The sequence below is a fragment of the Flavobacterium sp. genome, assembly GCF_027531705.1.
Classification (GTDB): Bacteria; Bacteroidota; Bacteroidia; order Flavobacteriales; family Flavobacteriaceae; genus Flavobacterium.
Map to the genome: position 1 here is coordinate 25,125 of NZ_JAPZSP010000027.1, position 19,401 is coordinate 44,525.

Sequence of the window (19,401 nt, forward strand, 5' to 3'; positions counted from 1 at the left end):
AAAATCCAAATGAAAAAAATATTATTCCTTTTACTAATCACATCCATTTCATTTGCTCAAGTAGAACGTGTTGAACCTCCATTTTGGTGGTCAGATATGAAATTATCGAATGTGCAAATTATGTTCTACGGAAAAAATATTGCGCAATATGATGTAACAACATCCAATGCAATTGTAATTGAAAGCATTCAAAAAACCGAAAATCCTAACTACGTTTTTGTGACAATAAACACTAAAAATACAGCTGCTCAAGATTTTGTTTTCTCTTTTTCAAAAAACAAAAAAGTAGAGTTCACACAAAATTATTCTCTAAAATCACGACGAGAAAATTCTGCTTTACGCAAAAGTTACGATGCTTCTGATGTGATTTATTTAATAATGCCTGACCGATTTGCCAACGGAAATCCAAACAACGACAGCGATAAATCAGTAACAGAAAAAAGCAACCGCGAACTTCCAGGTGGAAGACATGGTGGTGATATTGAAGGAATTATAAAAAATCTAGATTATCTAAAAGAACTAGGCGCAACAGCACTTTGGCCAACGCCTTTGAATGAAGATAACGACGAAAAGCATTCCTATCACGGCTACGGTCAATCTGATGTTTACAAAATCGATCCACGATATGGAACTAACGAAGATTATGTAAAATTAAGTGCCGAATTACACAAACGTGGCATGAAAAACATCATGGATTATGTCACCAATCATTGGGGTTGGAAACACTGGATGTACAAAGATTTACCAACCTACAATTGGATTCATCAGTTTCCGGGTTATTCACAATCGAACTACAGAATGACGACGCAATTTGACACTAATGCGTCAGCAATTGATACCAAAAACTGTATGGATGGTTGGTTTGTTCCATCAATGCCCGATTTGAATCAATCCAATCCTTTAGTTTTAAATTACCTAACACAAAACGCCATTTGGTGGATTGAATATGCCGATTTAGACGGATTTAGAGTCGACACTTATTCGTACAACGACAAAGAAGGAATCTCTAAATGGACAAAAGCAATAACAGACGAATACCCAAATTTCAACATAGTTGGTGAAGTTTGGATGCATGATCAAGCACAAATGGCCTATTGGCAAAAAGAAAGTAAAATTGGAGCGATTCAAAACTACAATTCGTATTTACCAAGCGTAATGGATTTCACTTTACACGATGCTATAAGTTCAATGTTTAACGAAGACAATGGTTCTTGGGATAGAGGAATGATAAAAGCATACGAGAATTTCACCAATGATTTCTTATATCCAAATCCGAATAGCATATTGGTATTTGCAGAAAATCACGACACGCAACGTTTCAACGAAATCTACAAAAACGATTTTAAGAAATACCAAATGGCGATGACCTTAATTGCGACCGTTCGAGGTATTCCGCAAATTTATTACGGCTCAGAAATTGGAATGGCTGGAAACAAAGACAAATTGGGCGATGCCGATATCAGAAAAGATTTTCCTGGCGGATGGAATGGCGATGCAAACAACGCTTTCACAAAAGCAGGAAGAACTGCAGAACAAGCGAAATTTTTCGATTTTTCATCAAAATTGTTTACTTGGAGAAAAACCAAATCAGTTATTCATTCAGGAAAAACTACACATTATATTCCAGAAAATAATGTTTACGTTTATTTTAGACATAATGATTTGGAAAGCGTAATGATAGTAATCAACAACAGTCCAGAAACGAAAACGTTCAAAACAAATAGATTTCAAGAAAATATTTCAAAATACAACTCTGGAAAAGATATTTTAACAGATAAATCATTTGATCTAAAGAACGATATTCAAATAGAAGGAAAATCAGTTCTGATATTGGAATTAAAATAAATCAACACTTTGTCATTTCGACGAAGTAGAAATCACATAAAGTAATTCAGATTATGAGATTTCTCCTTCGTCGAAATGACAAAATCATAAAAACATATGAAAAAAACATTATCCATAATTGCAATTATACTATTTTTCTCAAGTTGTAAATCAACAAAAGAAACAGCAACCAAAGAAGTCAAAACACCTTTTGTTTGGGAAAGCGCCAACGTTTATTTTTTATTAACCGATAGATTTAATAACGGCGACAAAACCAATGATATCAACTACAATAGAAATAAACCAACCGGAAAATTACGCGGATTTGAAGGTGGCGATATTCGCGGAATTATTCAAAAATTAGACGAAGGTTATTTTGAAAATTTAGGAATAAATGTAATTTGGATGACACCAATTGTGGAACAAATTCACGATGGCGTTGATGAAGGAACCGGTTTTTCATATGGATTTCATGGTTATTGGACACGAGATTGGAGCGCACTTGACCCAAATTTCGGAACCAAAAAAGATTTGGCAGAACTAGTTCAAAAAGCACATGCCAAAGGAATTAGAATCATGCTTGATGCAGTAATCAATCACACTGGACCAGTTACTTCTGAAGATTCTGTTTATCCTAGTGATTGGGTTAGAACTTCGCCAAAATGTCAATACAATAATTATGAAAATACGATTGCTTGTACGTTGGTAGAAAATCTTCCAGACGTTAAAACCGAAAGCAATCAAGCTGTAGAATTACCTCCTTTTTTAGTCGAAAAATGGAAAAAGGAAGGACGTTACGATGAAGAACTAGCCGAATTGGATACCTTTTTTGCAAAAACAAATTATCCTCGTGCGCCAAAATACTACATCATGAAATGGCTTTCCGATTATATTGTAGATTACGGAATTGACGGCTACAGAGTTGATACTGCAAAACATACTACAGAAGATGTTTGGTCCGATTTCAAGAAAGTTTGCGATGCTGCTTTCGCTGAATTTAAAGCAAAGAATCCAAAAAAAGTGTTGGATAAAAATCCATTTTTTACCGTTGGTGAGGTGTATGGTTACAACATTGGAAGTAAAAGAATCTACGATTTTGGAGATAAAAAGGTCGATTATTATGCCAATGGTTTTACTGGTTTAATCAATTTTGATTTTAGAAATGAAGCCAAAATGAACTACGAACCACTATTTTCTAAATATTCGAATATTCTTCAAAATGATTTGAAAGGAAACACGGTTATGAACTACGTTTCTTCTCACGATGACGGTTGGCCATTTGATAAAAAACGTGAAAGAACATTTGAGTCTGCAACAAAATTATTGCTTGCACCAGGAATTTCACAAGTATATTATGGCGACGAATTAGCGCGCTCTTTAGATATTGAAGGTACTCAAGGCGACGCGACTTTGCGTTCGTTTATGAATTGGAACGAATTAAAAAACAATCCTAAAACGGCAGAAATTAATTTGCATTGGCAAAAATTAGGTCAATTTAGACGAAATCATCCAGCAGTTGGAGCCGGAATTCACAAGCAAATTTCTACATCACCATATGTTTTTAGTCGTGAATATTCTCAACCTAATTTTATCGATAAAGTGGTAGTTGGTTTGGATTTACCAATCGGAAGTAAAACAATTTCGGTTGGAACAATTTTCGAAAACGGAACTAAGATTAAAGATGCCTATTCGGGAAAAACATCAGAAGTTATTAATGGAAAAGTTACAGTTGATTCAGAATTTGGAATTCTTTTATTGGAGAAAAATTAATAACAATATCATAACATGATAATTTAAACCAATAATTCTCAACAAATTAGTTTTGAGATAGTAATTTCAATTAAATTTATCATAATGAAAATCTGCTATTTATTTTTAATTTCATTTCTATTTACACAATGCAACATGATGAAAAAACCACTAAATATTGGACATCGAGGCGCAATGGGACACGAAACTGAAAACACCATTTCGTCAATCAAAAAAGCTTTAGAGCTTGATGTTGACATGATTGAAATTGACGTTTTCGTTATAAAATCTGGCGAAGTTGTAGTTTTTCATGATGACCTATTGGATAGTTTAACAAATGCTAAAGGAAAAATAGAAGATTATACTTGGGAAGAGTTGAAAAAAGTTGTTGTAAAAGGAAATCATAAAATTCCTCTTTTGGAAGAAGTAATTGCAACTATAAATAAAAAAACTCCTTTGAATATTGAATTAAAAGGAAGCAAAACTGCCAAACCAGTTTTTGATATTCTTACTACTTTTTATGAAAAAGGATGGACAAGAGCTGATTTCAATATTTCAAGTTTTCTATGGGAAGAATTAGAAAACTATAGACAACTTGATACTAAAATTTCCATTGGAATTTTAACTGAAGAGAACCCAATTGACGCCATCACTATTGCCGAAAAATTAAAAGCTCAAAGTATTAATCCGTGGTATAAAACTTTAACAACAGAAAATATTGAACTGATTCATAAAAAAGGTTTCAAAATTTATACTTACACAGTCAATGAACCTGACACAATCAAACAAATGATTCGTTTGGGTGTCGATGGAATTTTTTGCAATTATCCTGAACGATTGCATTAATGTTTAGTGTTTTAAAAGTTTATCTTTGCAGAGATTAAAACTTTGCTAAAGATTTTCAAAAAACAAATGAATTCAAAATACGATATAATACTAGTTGGCGCAGGCGCAGCAGGATTTTTTACAGCCATCAACATAGTTGAGAAAAATCCGAAATTAAAAGTTGCCATTCTTGAACGCGGTAAAGAAGTTTTAACCAAAGTTAGAATTTCTGGTGGCGGACGATGCAATGTTACACATGCGTGTTTTGTACCCAATGATTTAGTCAAATTTTATCCTCGTGGTGAGAAAGAATTACGCGGACCTTTTCATCAATTTTGTTCTGGAGATACGATAGAATGGTTTGAAAAAAATGGCGTTGAACTAAAAATTGAAGACGATGGACGAATGTTTCCAATATCCGATTCATCGCAAACTATTATTGACTGTTTTACAAATGCTACCAAAAAACTTGGAATTGATGTTTTAACCAATCAAAGCGTTCAATCTATTTTTAAAGCAGAAGATTATTGGAAAGTTGAAACCAATTCAGAAACCTTTGCTTGTCAGAAATTGGTCATGACAACAGGAAGTAATCCTAAAATTTGGGAAATGCTTTCAGAGATTGGTCATTCGATTATTGAAGCAGTTCCTTCACTTTTTACCTTTAACATTAAAGACAATCGTATTAAAGATTTGATGGGTTTGTCGGCATTTGCATCAGTCAAAGTAAAAAACACAAAGTTGGAATCTTCTGGACCATTATTGATAACTCATTGGGGAATGTCTGGTCCTGGAATTCTTAGACTTTCGGCTTGGGGCGCAAGAGAATTATTCGATAAAAACTATCAATTTGTTTTACAAGTCAATTGGTTAAACGATTTAACTTTTGAAGAAACAATCGAAAAACTAAAAGAACTAAAACAAGAACATTCTAAAAAAGCAGTTTCTAAAAAATCTCCCTTTGAATTGCCAAACAGACTATGGGAAAGTTTAGTTTTAGCATCTGAAATTTCAGAAGAAACTAAGTGGGCCGATTTATCTAAAAATCAGCTAACCAATTTAGCCAATCAATTAACAAATGGCGAATTTCAAGTGAACGGAAAAAGCACTTTCAAAGAAGAATTTGTAACCGCTGGCGGAATAGATTTAAAAGAAATCAACTTCAAAACCATGGAAAGTAAACTGCATCGAAATCTATATTTTGCGGGTGAAATTTTAAACATTGATGCGATAACCGGCGGGTTTAATTTTCAAAATGCTTGGACAGGCGGATTTATTGTGGCGAATTCATTATAATTTATTTTTTTTATTGAAATTGAAATTGAATTTTGCAATTGTAATTTTTTACCTATTCAACCACCAAATACTTCCATTTAGAACCATTGCAAAACTTACCCAAGCGATGTAAGGAATAAATAAATAACCAGCAATTTTGTCGATTTTGGCAAATTTTAGATAGGTTTCATAAATCATCAACCATAATAAAACAATTTCTATCAGTGCCAAAAATGGATTTCGTAAACCAAAAAACAGAATTGACCATAAAGCATTCAAAGCAAGTTGAATAGCAAAGAAAATCAATGCTTTTCTAACTTCTTCTTTTTGATGTTCAAATCGATTCCAAACCATTCCTGCTGCGACGGCCATCATAATATATAACATGCTCCAAACAGGCGCAAACACCCAACTTGGCGGATTGAAAACGGGTTTGACCAAAGTTGGAAACCAAGTTTTGACACTCGACATAGTTGCAATACTCGAAAAATAGCCAACAGCTAAACAAGTGGCAACCATTACGGTAATTTTTGTATATTTATTAAGTTCCATTTTAAATTAATTTTGTTGGAAAACCTTTTACAAAGTCAACCAGATTTAGTGCTAAAAAGTTTTGCAAATGTTTTGATTTTAAATGATTTTGAAAAGCAGTTTCATCAACAAATTGTTCCCAAACAACAATTTCTCTTGGATTTTCGATTGATTGTTGTACTTCAAAAATCAAATTCCCGATTTCTTCTCTACTATATTTTTGTAATTTACTTAACTCTTTTAAAGCTAAATTTATCAAAGACTCTTCTTTTATCATAAGAATTCCAGTAGTGCAAAATGGTGTTTTCTTTACGGGCTCAATCAAATCCCATAAATTTCCATATAAATCTTCAAATACGGCAACTTTTCCGTAATTTTCAATACTAGGTTCTCTTACAATCTTTATATTATTATGAATTAAATTTTCATATTCTTTTTCAAAATTATCGGTTTCTAAAAAAAGAAAAACACGTCCTCCAGTTTGATTACCAATTGCTTTATTTTGATTCTCATTTACAGCTTTAGCTAATAAAACACAGCAATCATTAGGGTTTTTTGGTGAAATTACAACCCATCTTTTTTGGTCATTCAAAATGGTGTCTTCAACTAATTTGAAATCCAATTTTTGAGTATAAAAAGCTATAGCTTCATCATAATCGTTAACAACTAAAGTAAACTGAGAAATTCTTCTATTCATTTTTTATAAATATAATAGCAAATATACTATTTACTTATTTTGCTTTGCTTCAAAAAAAGTATATTTGTATAAATTTTCAAATCGATGTTTTTAGAAAAAGATTTTATTGCCAACCTATCCTCAACTTCTATCGAAAAAGGAAGTTTTGAATGGAGCGCGCCAAGTAATATTGCTCTTGTAAAATATTGGGGCAAAAAAGAAAACCAAATTCCAGCAAATCCTTCAATAAGTTTTACTTTAAATAATTGTAAAACAACAACTAAAGTAAGTTTCAAAAAAACTATTGACGGTAATTTTACATTTGATATTTTGTATGAAGGTGATTATAAAAAAGAATTTGTACCTAAAATCAATCATTTTTTTCTTCGTATCGAAAAATATTGCAGCTATATAAACGATTATCATTTTACAATTGATACATCTAATACATTTCCGCATAGCTCCGGAATCGCTTCTTCTGCTTCTGGAATGGCGGCTTTGGCAATGAGTATCATGAGTTTAGAAAAGCTTCTAAATCCTGAAATGACAGATGCTTATTTTTATCAAAAAGCTTCTTTTTTGGCAAGATTAGGTTCGGGAAGTGCTTGTAGAAGTGTAAAAGGAAACGTAGTAGTTTGGGGAAATCATAAAGAAATTTCAGGAAGTTCAGATTTATTTGGAGTAGAATTTACTTCAACAATTCATTCAAATTTCAAGAATTATCAAGATACTATTTTGTTAGTTGACAAAGGTGAAAAACAAGTTTCAAGCACTGTTGGACACGATTTGATGCACAATCATCCTTATGCCGATAGACGATTTGAACAGGCGCATGAAAATTTATCAAAATTAAAAACAGTTTTAGAATCTGGAAATTTAGACGAATTCATAGCAATAGTTGAAAGTGAAGCTTTGACTTTACACGCTATGATGATGACGTCAATGCCTTATTTTATTCTGATGAAACCCAATACATTGGAAATAATCAATAAAATTTGGAAGTTCAGAAATGAAACTAAAACGCCTGTTTGCTTCACGCTAGATGCTGGTGCTAATGTGCATATTTTGTATCCCGAAAACGATATAGAGAAAGTTTTGCAATTTATTAAGAACGAATTAGTTGGCTATTGTCAAAATGGTCAGTATATTTGTGACGAAATTGGTTTTGGCGCAAAAAAATTATAACTTAGCATTTCTAAAATAAGAATATGAAAGGACCATTATTTTACTCAAAAATATTACTCTTCGGAGAATACGGAATTATTAAAGATTCTAAAGGTTTATCTATTCCTTATAATTTCTACAATGGGGCATTAAAGGTTGATGAAAATCCATCTGATGAAGCTATAAAATCAAATCAAAGTTTACGAAAATTTGTTGCTTATTTAGAGCAATTGCAAACCGAACAACCAACTTTGGTAACATTCAATTTAGAGCTATTAAAAAGTGATGTTGAACGCGGAATGTATTTTGATTCAAGCATTCCTCAAGGTTACGGTGTTGGTAGTAGCGGCGCATTAGTTGCAGCCATTTACGATAAATATGCCCAAGATAAAATCACTGTTTTAGAAAATCTTACAAGAGAAAAATTGTTACAATTAAAAACCATTTTCTCTCAAATGGAATCTTTTTTTCACGGAAAAAGTTCTGGTCTCGATCCGCTAAACAGTTATTTGAGTATTCCAATTCTTATCAATTCAAAAGATAATATCGAAGCAACCGGAATTCCATCTCAAAGTGCCAACGGAAAAGGTGCCGTTTTCTTGTTAGACTCAGGGATTGTTGGTGAAACTGCTCCAATGGTCAATATTTTTATGGAAAATTTGAAAGATCAAGGTTTCCGTACCATGCTAAAATCACAATTCATTAAATATACCGATGCTTGCGTAGAAAATTTCCTTGGTGGCGATATGAAATCTCTTTTTTCAAACACCAAAAAACTTTCTAAAGTAGTGCTAAATAACTTCAAACCAATGATTCCAGAACAATTTCACGGAATTTGGCAAGAAGGAATAGATTCTAACGATTATTACCTGAAACTATGTGGTTCTGGTGGCGGTGGCTATATTTTAGGTTTTACTGAAGATTTAGAAAAAGCTAAAAAATCACTCAAAGATTATAAATTAGAAGTTGTTTACCAATTCTAATTAAATCGTTATGCTCAACCGACAAACCAAACTTACTTTACTGAAAATTATCAGTATGTTTTCTGTGGTTAGAGGTTACAATATTCCCATAATTGCACTTGCGCAGTACTTATCGGCTATTTTTATCTTAGCGCCCGAAAAAAGAGCACTAAGTGTAATCCTCGATTTCAATCTTTTTATAATCGTCTTAGCCTCAAGTCTTACCATTGCTTCTGGTTATATCATCAACAATTTTTACGATAGCAAAAAAGATTTAATCAATCGCCCGAACAAATCCAAATTAGATCGTTTAGTTAGTCAAAAAACCAAATTACAAGTCTATTTCACCTTAAATTTTATCGTGTTTTTTATTGCCTTTTTTGTTTCTTGGCGAGCCGTTCTATTTTTCTCGGTTTATATTTTCCTAATTTGGTTTTATTCACATAAAATAAAAAAACAACCTTTTATTGGTAATCTAATGGCATCTTTTTTGGCCGTTTTGCCATTTTTTGCCATTTTGCTGTATTATAAAAACTTTTATGAAGTTATTTTTGGCCACGCAACTTTTCTTTTTATCATCATTCTTATTCGCGAAATGATAAAAGATTTAGAAAACCTAAAAGGTGATTTAGCCAACGGATATTCCACAATTCCAATTGTTTACGGCGAATCAGTTTCTAAAAAAATCATTATTATTTTAGCAATTTCAACCCTAATTCCGGTATATTTTTTAGTCAATCTTTACGATGTGGGTTACATGGATATTTATTTTTATGTCTGTCTAATTCTACTAATTTTATTTGGAGTAAAACTCTCGAAATCAAACACTAAAGAAGAATATAACCAACTTCACAATTTACTCAAAATCATTATCGTAGCAGGCGTTTTTTGCATAATCCTAATCGATCCATCTGTACTTTGGAATGGCGAAAAGTTACTTTACCGACTATAGTGTAATTATGTAATAATCTGAAGCTATTTCCCGCTATACGTTGCAATCTTTTCTTTTTTAAAGAAAAAAAGAAAAGGATTTCCACTACTATCGGGGCTAGGACAATCGAATAACCAAACAACTTTCAACAATAAAACCTATCTTTGCCAACTCATTGAAATTTTTCAATTGAGAAGTTAAATTAAGTATTATGAATAATTCAGGAGGAAACAAACGTGGTGGTTCCCGACCAAGTTCCAATAAGCCTAAGCCAGCAATGGCAAAACGTGCTCAAGGTCCAAAAAAAGCAAAACCAAAAACTAAAGCAGAGTTAGAAGTTGAAGCTAAAAAGGAGAAAAAACCTAACCAAGCACCAAAACGTCAAAAAGAAAAAGACGAAATTCGTCTAAATAAATACATCGCAAATTCTGGCGTGTGTTCACGTCGTGATGCCGATATTTACATTCAATCAGGAAATGTAAAGGTAAATGGTGTTCCTGTTACAGAAATGGGATATCTAGTAAAACTAACCGATGTTGTCAACTTTGACGGTGTAACCATTACGCCAGAGAAGAAAGTATATATTTTGCTAAACAAACCAAAAGGTTTCACAACAGCCGAAGATGAGTTTGGTGAAAACCGCAATGTTTTTGAATTAGTTAAAGGTTCAACCAATGCTAAAATTGGTCCAGTTGGACGTATGGATAAAAATACAACAGGTTTGTTATTATTTACTAATGACACTGATATGATTAGAAAATTTAGCCTTCCTAATCAAAAGTCGGCTAAAATCTACCAAGTTTCTTTAGATAAAAATCTAAAATACGAAGACTTAGAAAAAATTTCGGGTGGCGTAACCATCGACAATCACAGACTAGCAGTTGAAGAAGTAAGTTATATAGAAAAAGAACCAAAAACCGAAATCGGAATCAAATTAAGAACTTCTAATGTTAAAGTAGTACGTTCGATTTTTGAACATTTCAAATATGATGTTTTAAAAATTGACCGTGTTTCGTTTGCAGGTTTAACCAAGAAAAATCTTCCACGTGGTAACTGGCGTTTGCTAACCGAACAAGAAATTATCAATTTGAAGAATATGTAAAATCTAAAAATCCCGTTTACAAGTGATGTAAACGGGATTTTATTTTATCTAGGATTTCTTATCCAAACCTCTTTTTTTCAATAGCGGTTCAATACTTGGTTCGCTTCCTCTAAATCGTTTGTATAATTCCATTGGATCTTCGGTGCCACCTTTTTCAAGTACATTTTTTCGGAATGAATTTGATTTTTCTGAATTAAACAAACTTGTTTTCTTAAACTGATCAAAAGCATCAGTATCTAAAACTCCAGACCATATATAACTATAATATCCAGCTGAATAACCGCCAGAAAAAACATGGCTAAAGTAATTTGATTTATGTCTGGCTACAATCGAATTAGGCATCCCGATTTTTTGCATCACTTGTTTTTCAAATTCTTCTGCTAAACCAGAATGTGCATTTGTTGCGTTATGATATTCCATATCTAATAAAGATGAAGAAAGATATTCAACTGTTTCAAAACCTTGTCCAAAAGTTCCTGCTTTTTCAAGCTTGGCAATTAATGCATCTGGAATTGGTTCTCCTGTTACATAATGTTTGGCATACATTTTTAATACTTCTGAGTCGGCTGCCCAGTTTTCCATAACTTGCGATGGTAATTCAACAAAATCTCTTGGAACACTCGTGCCAGAAAGACTTTTGTACGTTACATTTGATAACAATCCATGTAAGGCATGACCAAACTCATGAAAATAAGTTTGTACTTCATCAAAGGTAAACAAAGCCGGAGCGGTTGCGGTTGGTTTTGAAAAATTACATGTTATAGAAACAATCGGAGTCACTCTTTTTCCATTTACCGTTTCTTGCGATTTATACGAAGTCATCCAAGCACCGCCACGTTTAGAAGCTCTTGGATGAAAATCCATATAAATAATTCCTAAAAAGGTGCCGTCTTTTTCTAGAACTTGCCAAGCAGTAACATCTTGATGGTAAACAGGGACATTTTCAAGTTTTTTAAATTGTAAACCATATAATTTATCACAAACCATAAAAACACCTTGCGTAACATTATCAAGACTAAAGTAAGGTTTCAACTCTTGTTCGTCAAGATCAAATTTTGCTTTTTTAATTTTTTCACTATAATATCTCCAATCAGAAGGTTTTACATCGCTTGCAATTCCATCTGCAACCATCATTTTTTTTATTTCAGCTTCTTCTTCCTTAGCTTTTTCCAATGCAGGAATCCATAATCGGTTTAGAAAATCAATTACTTTTTCAGGTGTTTTCGCCATTGATTCTTCTAGAACATATTCCGCATGAGATTTATAACCAAGTAATTGTGCTTTTGACATTCTCAAATTGGCAATTTTAATCGCTATTTCATTATTGTCAAATTCATTTTTATTACTACAACGATTGGTATAAGCTTTCCAAATTTCTTCTCTCAACGCTCTATTTTCATTGTATTGTAAAAAAGGCATAACACTCGAATTGGATAAGGTGAAAATCCATTTTCCTTCTTTGTTTTTGCTTTTTGCAGTTGATGCCGCTTGTTCAATAATTTCAGATGGTAATCCTTTTAAATCAGATTTATCAGATAATACCAACTCATAACTATTGGTTTCAGCTAAAAGATTTTGACCAAATTTTAATGTCAAACTTGATAAATCACTGTTAATTGCTCTTAGTTTTTCTTTCTCAGCTTTATTCAAGTTGGCACCGCTTCGTACAAATCTTTTATACGTTTTTTCCAAAAGCTTTGAATCTTCTTGATTTAATTTGAGTGTTTTTTGATTATCCCAAACCGATTTAACTCTGGCAAATAATTTTTCATTCAAATTAATATTGTCATTATGTGCTGATGTGATAGGTGCAATTTCTTTAGCAATTTTTTGAATGTCATCATTAGTATTCGCCGAGTTCAAATTGTGAAAAACTCTTGAAACTTTTGATAGTAATTCACCACTATTTTCGAGTGCTAAGATTGTGTTTTTAAAAGTTGGTTTGGCTTTACTATTGGCTATTGTGCTGATTTCTTTTTCATTCTCTTTTATTCCTTCTAAAAAGGCAGGTTTGTAATGCTCGTTTTTTATCAAGTCAAAAGGTGGCAAGTCATAAGGTGTATTATACGAATTAAAAAAAGGATTGGTAGAAAAAGACTTTTTCAGTTCTTGCGCATTTGTATTCATTGTAAAAAAAAGTATAGTAACTAGTTGTAGTAGTTTATTTGCGTTCATAATTTGGTGATTTTGTATGTAAAAATAAACAATATGATTCCATTTTTCTTTCCTTAACTTAAATTTATGATTTTTATCTATTTTGCTTTTTATTAAAATTGTTTCTTTGAAAAAAATAAAAAAATATGCCCGTTAACAAAAATCTTTCTATTGCGCATCGTTGGTTTGATGCTTTCAACGCTCACAATCTTGAACAATTACTAGCTTTATATGACGACAATGCAGAACATTTTAGTCCAAAATTAAAAATAAGAAAACCCGAAACCGACGGACTTATAAAAGGCAAAAATGCTTTAAGAGATTGGTGGCAAGATGCTTTTGATAGATTGCCAACTTTAAATTACAAAGTTACCTCATTAACCGCCGATGAAAATCGTGTTTTTATGGAATATATTCGTAAAGTTGAGAACGAAGAAGACATGCTTGTTGCCGAAGTTTTAGAAATAAAAGATGGCAAAATTGTATTTTCAAGAGTTTATCACGGATAATTTCAATACTTTTATAATTCAAAATAGAAACAATATGAAAAAACTAATCTTATTCGGAATTCTGATTTCTTTGAGTTTTCTTTTTATTCAATGTAAATCAGAATCAAAAAGCAACGATTTTGCAACTTTAACAAAAGCCTATTTTCAAGAAAAAAATCTTTTAAATCCACTAGATGCAACGCTTAATGGACAAAGTAATTACAATGCGCAGTTAGTTTTTGAAATGACAGATAGTTTCAGAAAAGAACAAGCTACTTTTTTTGATAAATATGAAGCAGAACTTTCCAAAGTTGATTATGAAAAGTTATCAGAAGAAGAAAAAAATAGCTTTGACATTATCAAATGGGAAGTAGCTGTTGGAAAACAATTGCTTAATTCGCCTTCTAACTTGATGCCAATTCAACAGTTTTGGGGAACACATCTTACTATGGGGCAATTTGCATCGGGTGAAAGTGCACAACCATTCAAAACCGAAAAAGATTATCAAGATTTCCAAAAAAGAATGGAATTATATGCAACTTGGATAGATTCTGCTATGGTTTACATGAAAAAAGGAATGGCGAAAGGTATCGTTTTACCAAAATCTTTATCTATAAAATTGCCACCACAATTTGACGACATGGTAACTGCTAAAGTAGAAGACAATTTATTTTATTCTTCTATAAAAACAATGCCTGAAACTTTATCTGAAACTCAAAAAGAAGCCATAAAAAAGAGTTATACAACGACTATCAATGAAAAATTAGTCCCAAAGTTTAAAGAAATGAGTGCTTTTTTGAAGTCAGAATACATTCCAGCATCAAGAATTACAAGCGGAATTGGGAGTTTGCCTATCGGAAAAGAATTGTATGCTGCTTATGTAAAACAATGGACAACGACCGAAATGACACCTGAAGAAATTCACGAACTCGGGTTAAAAGAAGTAGCAAGACTAAAAGCCGAAATGGAAAAAGTGAAAACACAGGTAGGTTTTACTGGAACCATTAAAGAATTTTTTGATCATGTTAGAAGTAAAAAAGAACTAATGCCTTTCACAAAACCAGAAGAAGTCATTGCTAATTTTGAAAAAATTCATAAAATAATTAAACCGAATGTTGACAAGCTTTTCTCGCTTCAACCAAAAACAGCATTTCAAATAAAAAGAACGGAAGCTTTTAGAGAAAAAACGGCTAGTGCCGAGTATGTTCAAGGTGCTGCAGATGGTTCGAGACCTGGTACTTTTTATGTTCCAATCCCTGATGTGACTAAATACAATTTTTATGCAGATGAAGATTTGTTTTTGCACGAAGCTATTCCTGGACATCATTTTCAAATGTCGTTGCAACAAGAAAACCAAGCGTTACCCGATTTTAGAAAATTTAATTGGTTTGGCGCTTATGGTGAAGGTTGGGCATTATATACAGAAAGTCTTGGAAAAGAATTAGGATTATACAATGATCCATACCAATATTTTGGAATGTTAGGAAGTGAAATGCACCGTGCCATACGATTGGTTGTTGATACAGGTTTGCATTCTAAAAACTGGACAAGAGAACAAGCAATTCAATATTCACTAGATAATGAAGCCGAAAGCGAATTGAGCATTATATCAGAAATTGAACGTTATATGGCCGTTCCAGGGCAAGCATTGTCTTATAAAATTGGGCAACTTAAAATTTTAGAACTTCGTAAAAAAGCCGAAACTAAAATGGGTTCAAAATTTGATATCAAAAAATTTCATCAAATTGTTTTAGAATCAGGAGTGATGCCATTAGCGCTTTTGGAGAAAAAAGTAAATGCTTGGATTGAGAAATAATAAATATTTTTTTTTAAATATTGAATAAAAAAAGTCCAAACGATAAGTTTGGACTTTTTTGTGCGGATAATAGGGCTTACTTCGACTTCGCTCAGCATAAACTTCTCGCCTATTTCCACAAAAAAAGCCCAAACGAAATGTTTGGGCTTTTGTGCGGATAATAGGACTCGAACCTACACGCCTTGCGGCACCAGATCCTAAGTCTGGCATGTCTACCAATTTCACCATATCCGCGAATTGTGGGTGCAAATATACATAATACTTTGTAATTTCCAATTATCAAATAACAAATTCCAAAAAAAAATAAAACTTCTTTAAAAAATTGGATTTTGGAATTTAAATATTGGAATTTGTATTCGTATATTTGACATTATCATTTAACAAACTATAATGGACAATATAAAACAATACGTTCAACAAAACAAAGAACGTTTCCTATCTGAATTAATCGAATTATTGAAAATTCCTTCAGTAAGTGCCGATAGCGCTTATTCCCAAGATGTAATTGATACTGCTAATGCCGTAAAAACAAGTTTAGAAAAAGCAGGTTGCAAACACGTAGAAATTTGTGAAACACCTGGTTATCCAATTGTTTTTGGCGAACATATTATTGATAAAAATTTACCAACGGTTTTGGTGTATGGACATTATGATGTGCAACCGCCAGATCCAATGGAATTATGGACTTCTCCTCCATTCGAACCCGTAATTAAAACTACCGAAATTCATCCTGAAGGTGCTATTTTCGCTCGTGGTTCATGCGATGATAAAGGTCAAATGTACATGCACGTAAAAGCTTTTGAATACATGATTGCCAACAACAATTTACCTTGCAACGTAAAATTTATGATTGAAGGTGAAGAAGAAGTAGGTTCAAAAAGTTTAGGATGGTTTGTAGAAAGAAACCAGGAAAAACTGGCAAACGACGTGATTTTGATTTCCGATACTGGTATGATTTCCAATCAACAACCTTCAATTACAACAGGATTACGTGGTTTGAGTTATGTAGAAGTAGAAGTTACAGGTCCAAATCGTGATTTGCATTCTGGTCTTTATGGTGGTGCCGTTGCTAATCCTATCAATGTTTTGACCAAAATGATTGCGTCGCTTCATGACGAAAATAATCATATCACCATTCCAGGATTTTATGATAAAGTAGAAGAATTGACTGCTGCCGAAAGAGCCGAAATGGCAAAAGCACCTTTCAGCTTAGACAATTATAAAAAAGCATTAGCTATTGAAGATGTCTATGGAGAAACAGGTTATGTAACCAACGAAAGAAACTCTATCCGACCAACATTAGATGTTAACGGAATTTGGGGCGGTTATACTGGCGAAGGTGCAAAAACGGTTATTGCAAGCAAAGCTTACGCTAAAATTTCAATGCGTTTGGTTCCAAATCAGGATTGGGAAGAAATCACCGAATTGTTTTCAAAACATTTTACAAGCATTGCTCCTAAATCGGTAAAAGTGAAAGTGACACCTCATCATGGTGGTCAAGGTTATGTAACACCAATTGACAGCATCGGTTATCAAGCGGCTAATAAAGCCTACACCGAAACATTTGGAGTTCCAGCCATTCCAGTTCGTTCTGGTGGAAGTATTCCAATTGTTGCTTTGTTTGAAAAAGAATTAAAATCAAAAACAATCTTAATGGGATTTGGTTTAGACAGTGATGCCATTCACTCACCAAATGAACATTTTGGAGTATTTAATTACTTGAAAGGTATTGAAACCATTCCATTGTTTTATAAGTATTTTGTGGAAATGAGTAAATAATTTTTCTTATCACCTTACATTAATCCGTTCATTCATAGTTGATTGAGCGGATTTTTTATTTGTGCGTTACCTTGTTGCACAACACTATTTTAAAATAGAAATTATGGCTGGCAACAAGGTCGAGCTTTCCGTTACAATCTTTTTCTTTTTAAAGAAAAAAGAAAAAGGATTTTCTCTTCAATCTCTAACGCGAAAAATCACTACTTTAGTAACAGCTAATTTTTTCAAAATGAAATCTATACTTTTAAAAATCGTTTTGCTACTGTTTTTATTTACCATAAATAGTTGTAAAGTCAATCAAACCAGAGACAAAGTCAAAATTGGTCGTTGGATTTACACCGATACAGTAAATAATATTATATACAAAACCACAGGGAAATACAAAAATGGAATTGAAAAAAGACGTTGGTTCTATTACGCAAATAACAAACTCATAAAAAAAGAAAGCTACCAAAAAGATATTTGCAACGTAATCAACTATCATCCAAACGGAAAAATAGCTTCAACTGGAAAAACAAAATTAATTCTCAAAGACGATTTAGCACATTGGTTCTACTTTGACGAATGGCTATTTTATGACAAAAATGGAATTTTCATAGAAACAAAAACATATAATTATGGCGAACTAATGTCTGTTTCTAAATAAAATATCAACCTCAAAAGCTATAATTTTCAACATTTTACAACAATCTGTAATTTTTGGCGTTAAATTTGTACTAATCATCAATCATCAACCTGTCCGCCTTTGGTGGATCAAAATCAATCATTATGTTAAAACGTTTTTTTATCTTATGTTCTGGTGTCGATAAAGACATTGTGAACGGTTGTTCCAACGGCGAACAAAACAAATATGCAGGAATAGGAGCAACTGTTTTCTTTACTGCAATTATGGCTTTTATTGCTAGTAGTTATGCACTTTTTACGGTTTTCGACAATGTTTATACCGCAGTATTCTTTGGATTTATTTGGGGATTGTTAATCTTCAATCTCGATAGGTTTATTGTTTCTACGATTAAAAAACGCGATAATTTTCTAGACGAATTCATTCAGGCTACACCTCGAATTGCGTTAGCGATTATTATTGCCATTGTAATTTCAAAACCATTGGAAATCAAAATCTTTCAAAAAGAAATTGAAACGGTTTTATTGAAAGAAAAAAACGAAATGGCAATGGCAAATAAAAACCAAGTGTCCAATTATTTCAAAACCGATGTTGACAAAAACAAAACAGAAATTGACAGTTTAAAATCTTCTATTACAAAAAAAGAAAAAGAAGTTGCTGATTTATACAATTCGTATATCACAGAAGCTGAAGGAACAGCTGGAACCAAAAAAATGGGAAAAGGTCCAATTTATAAAGAAAAACGTTCTGCGTATGATTTAGCTTCAAAACAATTGGATAGTTTGAAAGCTACCAACGCTGTAAAAATCAAAGAAAAAGAAGAAAAAGGCAAAACGCTTCAAGCTGATTTAGATAAAAAAGTAACAGAAACACAACCAATAATTGACGGTTTCGACGGATTAATGGCAAGAATCAATGCTTTGAATAAATTACCATCATTGCCTTCTATTTTCATTATGTTGCTGTTTTTAGCAATTGAAACTTCGCCAATTATTGCCAAATTACTTTCTCCTAGAGGCGAATATGATTTCAAGCAAGAAGATGCTGAAATGGGAATTAAAAACCTAATTGCACAAAATCGCTACCAGAGTGAATTGCAAAGAAAAACCGATGCTGAAATTTACGACAAAGTTTACGCCGACATCAAAGACGATAAAGAATTATACAATTACAAGAAAAAAGGCGCTTTGGAATTATTGAAATTACAAGCCGATGGATTTGTTGAGAAACAAAAGAAGTCGATGTAATTTTATTAATAAAAAGTACAAAAGAAAACCCGATAAAAAAGTTAATTTTATCGGGTTTTACTCTATAATAAAAACTTTTTGAGTTAGCAATTTTTGTGGCAATTACAAAAAACTCAAAATTTCATTTTTCAATTTATCATATTCACCTTGAAGAATTAATCCGTTATCAAGCAATTTTTTATAATTTTGAAGTTTTTCAAATAACTGATCTTGAGACAAACTTGCCAAACCACTATCTGTATTTGCTTTTTCATCA

General features: G+C 32.4%; 16 protein-coding genes and 1 tRNA gene. 13 read left to right on the top strand and 4 right to left on the bottom strand.

The features are described from left to right. Window positions 1-9 precede the first annotated feature (9 nt). The 4 genes from O9267_RS11030 to O9267_RS11045 all read left to right on the top strand — a co-directional run bounded on the left by O9267_RS11030 (window position 10) and on the right by O9267_RS11045 (window position 5,694). On the top strand, window positions 10-1,845 hold the full coding sequence (locus tag O9267_RS11030) for a glycoside hydrolase family 13 protein (protein ID WP_298179363.1): 1,836 nt from the start codon (window positions 10-12) through the stop codon (window positions 1,843-1,845). 96 nt (window positions 1,846-1,941) lie between these two features. Further along, window positions 1,942-3,594 carry an alpha-amylase family glycosyl hydrolase gene (locus O9267_RS11035; RefSeq protein WP_298179366.1) on the top strand — a complete coding sequence of 551 codons (1,653 nt, stop codon included), beginning with the start codon at window positions 1,942-1,944 and terminating at the stop codon, window positions 3,592-3,594. Between the two features lie 138 nt (window positions 3,595-3,732). After that, the gene (locus O9267_RS11040; RefSeq protein ID WP_366522005.1) at window positions 3,733-4,419 is read left to right on the top strand and encodes a glycerophosphodiester phosphodiesterase family protein; all 687 of its coding nucleotides are present in this window, start codon (window positions 3,733-3,735) and stop codon (window positions 4,417-4,419) included. Window positions 4,420-4,485: 66 nt separating this feature from the next. Further along, window positions 4,486-5,694, top strand: a complete 1,209-nt coding sequence (locus O9267_RS11045; protein ID WP_298179370.1) for an NAD(P)/FAD-dependent oxidoreductase — start codon at window positions 4,486-4,488, stop codon at window positions 5,692-5,694. A gap of 48 nt (window positions 5,695-5,742) precedes the next feature. On the opposite strand, the gene O9267_RS11050 is transcribed toward O9267_RS11045, so the two are convergent. Together O9267_RS11050 and O9267_RS11055 are read right to left on the bottom strand one after the other, a co-directional pair. Beyond that, entirely contained in the window at window positions 5,743-6,225 is a 483-nt protein-coding gene (locus O9267_RS11050; protein ID WP_298179372.1) for a TspO/MBR family protein, read from the bottom strand. Window position 6,226: 1 nt separating this feature from the next. Beyond that, a complete protein-coding gene (locus O9267_RS11055) occupies window positions 6,227-6,901 on the bottom strand; it encodes a VOC family protein (RefSeq protein ID WP_298179375.1) in 675 nt (224 codons plus the stop codon). 84 nt (window positions 6,902-6,985) lie between these two features. Between O9267_RS11055 and O9267_RS11060 the strand changes: the two genes are divergently transcribed. The 4 genes from O9267_RS11060 (at window position 6,986) to O9267_RS11075 (ending at window position 11,039) form a co-directional block, all read left to right on the top strand. Further along, entirely contained in the window at window positions 6,986-8,065 is a 1,080-nt protein-coding gene (locus tag O9267_RS11060; RefSeq protein WP_298179378.1) for a diphosphomevalonate decarboxylase, read from the top strand. Between the two features lie 23 nt (window positions 8,066-8,088). Continuing rightward, a complete protein-coding gene (locus tag O9267_RS11065) occupies window positions 8,089-9,027 on the top strand; it encodes a mevalonate kinase (RefSeq protein ID WP_298179380.1) in 939 nt (312 codons plus the stop codon). A gap of 10 nt (window positions 9,028-9,037) precedes the next feature. Continuing rightward, window positions 9,038-9,958: a geranylgeranylglycerol-phosphate geranylgeranyltransferase gene (locus O9267_RS11070; protein WP_298179383.1), complete on the top strand. Its 921-nt coding sequence runs from the start codon at window positions 9,038-9,040 to the stop codon at window positions 9,956-9,958. Between the two features lie 190 nt (window positions 9,959-10,148). Further along, the gene (locus O9267_RS11075; protein ID WP_298179386.1) at window positions 10,149-11,039 is read left to right on the top strand and encodes a pseudouridine synthase; all 891 of its coding nucleotides are present in this window, start codon (window positions 10,149-10,151) and stop codon (window positions 11,037-11,039) included. Window positions 11,040-11,087: 48 nt separating this feature from the next. Here O9267_RS11075 and O9267_RS11080 read toward each other — a convergent pair whose 3' ends face one another. Continuing rightward, the gene (locus tag O9267_RS11080; protein ID WP_298179388.1) at window positions 11,088-13,214 is read right to left on the bottom strand and encodes a M3 family metallopeptidase; all 2,127 of its coding nucleotides are present in this window, start codon (window positions 13,212-13,214) and stop codon (window positions 11,088-11,090) included. Window positions 13,215-13,339: 125 nt separating this feature from the next. Here O9267_RS11080 and O9267_RS11085 point away from each other — a divergent pair, with 125 nt between their 5' ends. Further along, window positions 13,340-13,702 (top strand): nuclear transport factor 2 family protein, encoded by a 363-nt coding sequence (locus O9267_RS11085; RefSeq protein WP_298179390.1) that lies wholly within the window; start codon window positions 13,340-13,342, stop codon window positions 13,700-13,702. Window positions 13,703-13,736: 34 nt separating this feature from the next. Beyond that, window positions 13,737-15,497, top strand: a complete 1,761-nt coding sequence (locus tag O9267_RS11090) for a DUF885 family protein (RefSeq protein ID WP_298179393.1) — start codon at window positions 13,737-13,739, stop codon at window positions 15,495-15,497. Window positions 15,498-15,649: 152 nt separating this feature from the next. Here the strand turns inward: O9267_RS11090 and O9267_RS11095 are convergent. Further along, window positions 15,650-15,731: transfer RNA gene (locus tag O9267_RS11095), tRNA-Leu, on the bottom strand. Between the two features lie 156 nt (window positions 15,732-15,887). On the opposite strand from O9267_RS11095, the gene O9267_RS11100 reads away from it, so the two are divergent. The 3 genes from O9267_RS11100 (at window position 15,888) to O9267_RS11110 (ending at window position 19,145) form a co-directional block, all read left to right on the top strand. Beyond that, a complete protein-coding gene (locus O9267_RS11100) occupies window positions 15,888-17,276 on the top strand; it encodes a dipeptidase (RefSeq protein ID WP_298179396.1) in 1,389 nt (462 codons plus the stop codon). A gap of 229 nt (window positions 17,277-17,505) precedes the next feature. Next, entirely contained in the window at window positions 17,506-17,922 is a 417-nt protein-coding gene (locus tag O9267_RS11105) for a hypothetical protein (RefSeq protein WP_298179399.1), read from the top strand. Between the two features lie 122 nt (window positions 17,923-18,044). Next, the gene (locus O9267_RS11110; protein WP_298179400.1) at window positions 18,045-19,145 is read left to right on the top strand and encodes a DUF4407 domain-containing protein; all 1,101 of its coding nucleotides are present in this window, start codon (window positions 18,045-18,047) and stop codon (window positions 19,143-19,145) included. Window positions 19,146-19,401: the final 256 nt, after the last annotated feature.

Excerpts from the sequence above, each read along its gene's own strand:
- O9267_RS11030 (WP_298179363.1), top strand. The coding sequence starts at position 10 with ATGAAAAAAATATTATTCCTTTTACTAATCACATCCATTTCATTTGCT.
- O9267_RS11035 (WP_298179366.1), top strand. The coding sequence starts at position 1,942 with ATGAAAAAAACATTATCCATAATTGCAATTATACTATTTTTCTCAAGT.
- O9267_RS11040 (WP_366522005.1), top strand. The coding sequence starts at position 3,733 with ATGAAAAAACCACTAAATATTGGACATCGAGGCGCAATGGGACACGAA.
- O9267_RS11045 (WP_298179370.1), top strand. The coding sequence starts at position 4,486 with ATGAATTCAAAATACGATATAATACTAGTTGGCGCAGGCGCAGCAGGA.
- O9267_RS11050 (WP_298179372.1), bottom strand. The coding sequence starts at position 6,225 with ATGGAACTTAATAAATATACAAAAATTACCGTAATGGTTGCCACTTGT.
- O9267_RS11055 (WP_298179375.1), bottom strand. The coding sequence starts at position 6,901 with ATGAATAGAAGAATTTCTCAGTTTACTTTAGTTGTTAACGATTATGAT.
- O9267_RS11060 (WP_298179378.1), top strand. The coding sequence starts at position 6,986 with ATGTTTTTAGAAAAAGATTTTATTGCCAACCTATCCTCAACTTCTATC.
- O9267_RS11065 (WP_298179380.1), top strand. The coding sequence starts at position 8,089 with ATGAAAGGACCATTATTTTACTCAAAAATATTACTCTTCGGAGAATAC.
- O9267_RS11070 (WP_298179383.1), top strand. The coding sequence starts at position 9,038 with ATGCTCAACCGACAAACCAAACTTACTTTACTGAAAATTATCAGTATG.
- O9267_RS11075 (WP_298179386.1), top strand. The coding sequence starts at position 10,149 with ATGAATAATTCAGGAGGAAACAAACGTGGTGGTTCCCGACCAAGTTCC.
- O9267_RS11080 (WP_298179388.1), bottom strand. The coding sequence starts at position 13,214 with ATGAACGCAAATAAACTACTACAACTAGTTACTATACTTTTTTTTACA.
- O9267_RS11085 (WP_298179390.1), top strand. The coding sequence starts at position 13,340 with ATGCCCGTTAACAAAAATCTTTCTATTGCGCATCGTTGGTTTGATGCT.
- O9267_RS11090 (WP_298179393.1), top strand. The coding sequence starts at position 13,737 with ATGAAAAAACTAATCTTATTCGGAATTCTGATTTCTTTGAGTTTTCTT.
- O9267_RS11100 (WP_298179396.1), top strand. The coding sequence starts at position 15,888 with ATGGACAATATAAAACAATACGTTCAACAAAACAAAGAACGTTTCCTA.
- O9267_RS11105 (WP_298179399.1), top strand. The coding sequence starts at position 17,506 with ATGAAATCTATACTTTTAAAAATCGTTTTGCTACTGTTTTTATTTACC.
- O9267_RS11110 (WP_298179400.1), top strand. The coding sequence starts at position 18,045 with ATGTTAAAACGTTTTTTTATCTTATGTTCTGGTGTCGATAAAGACATT.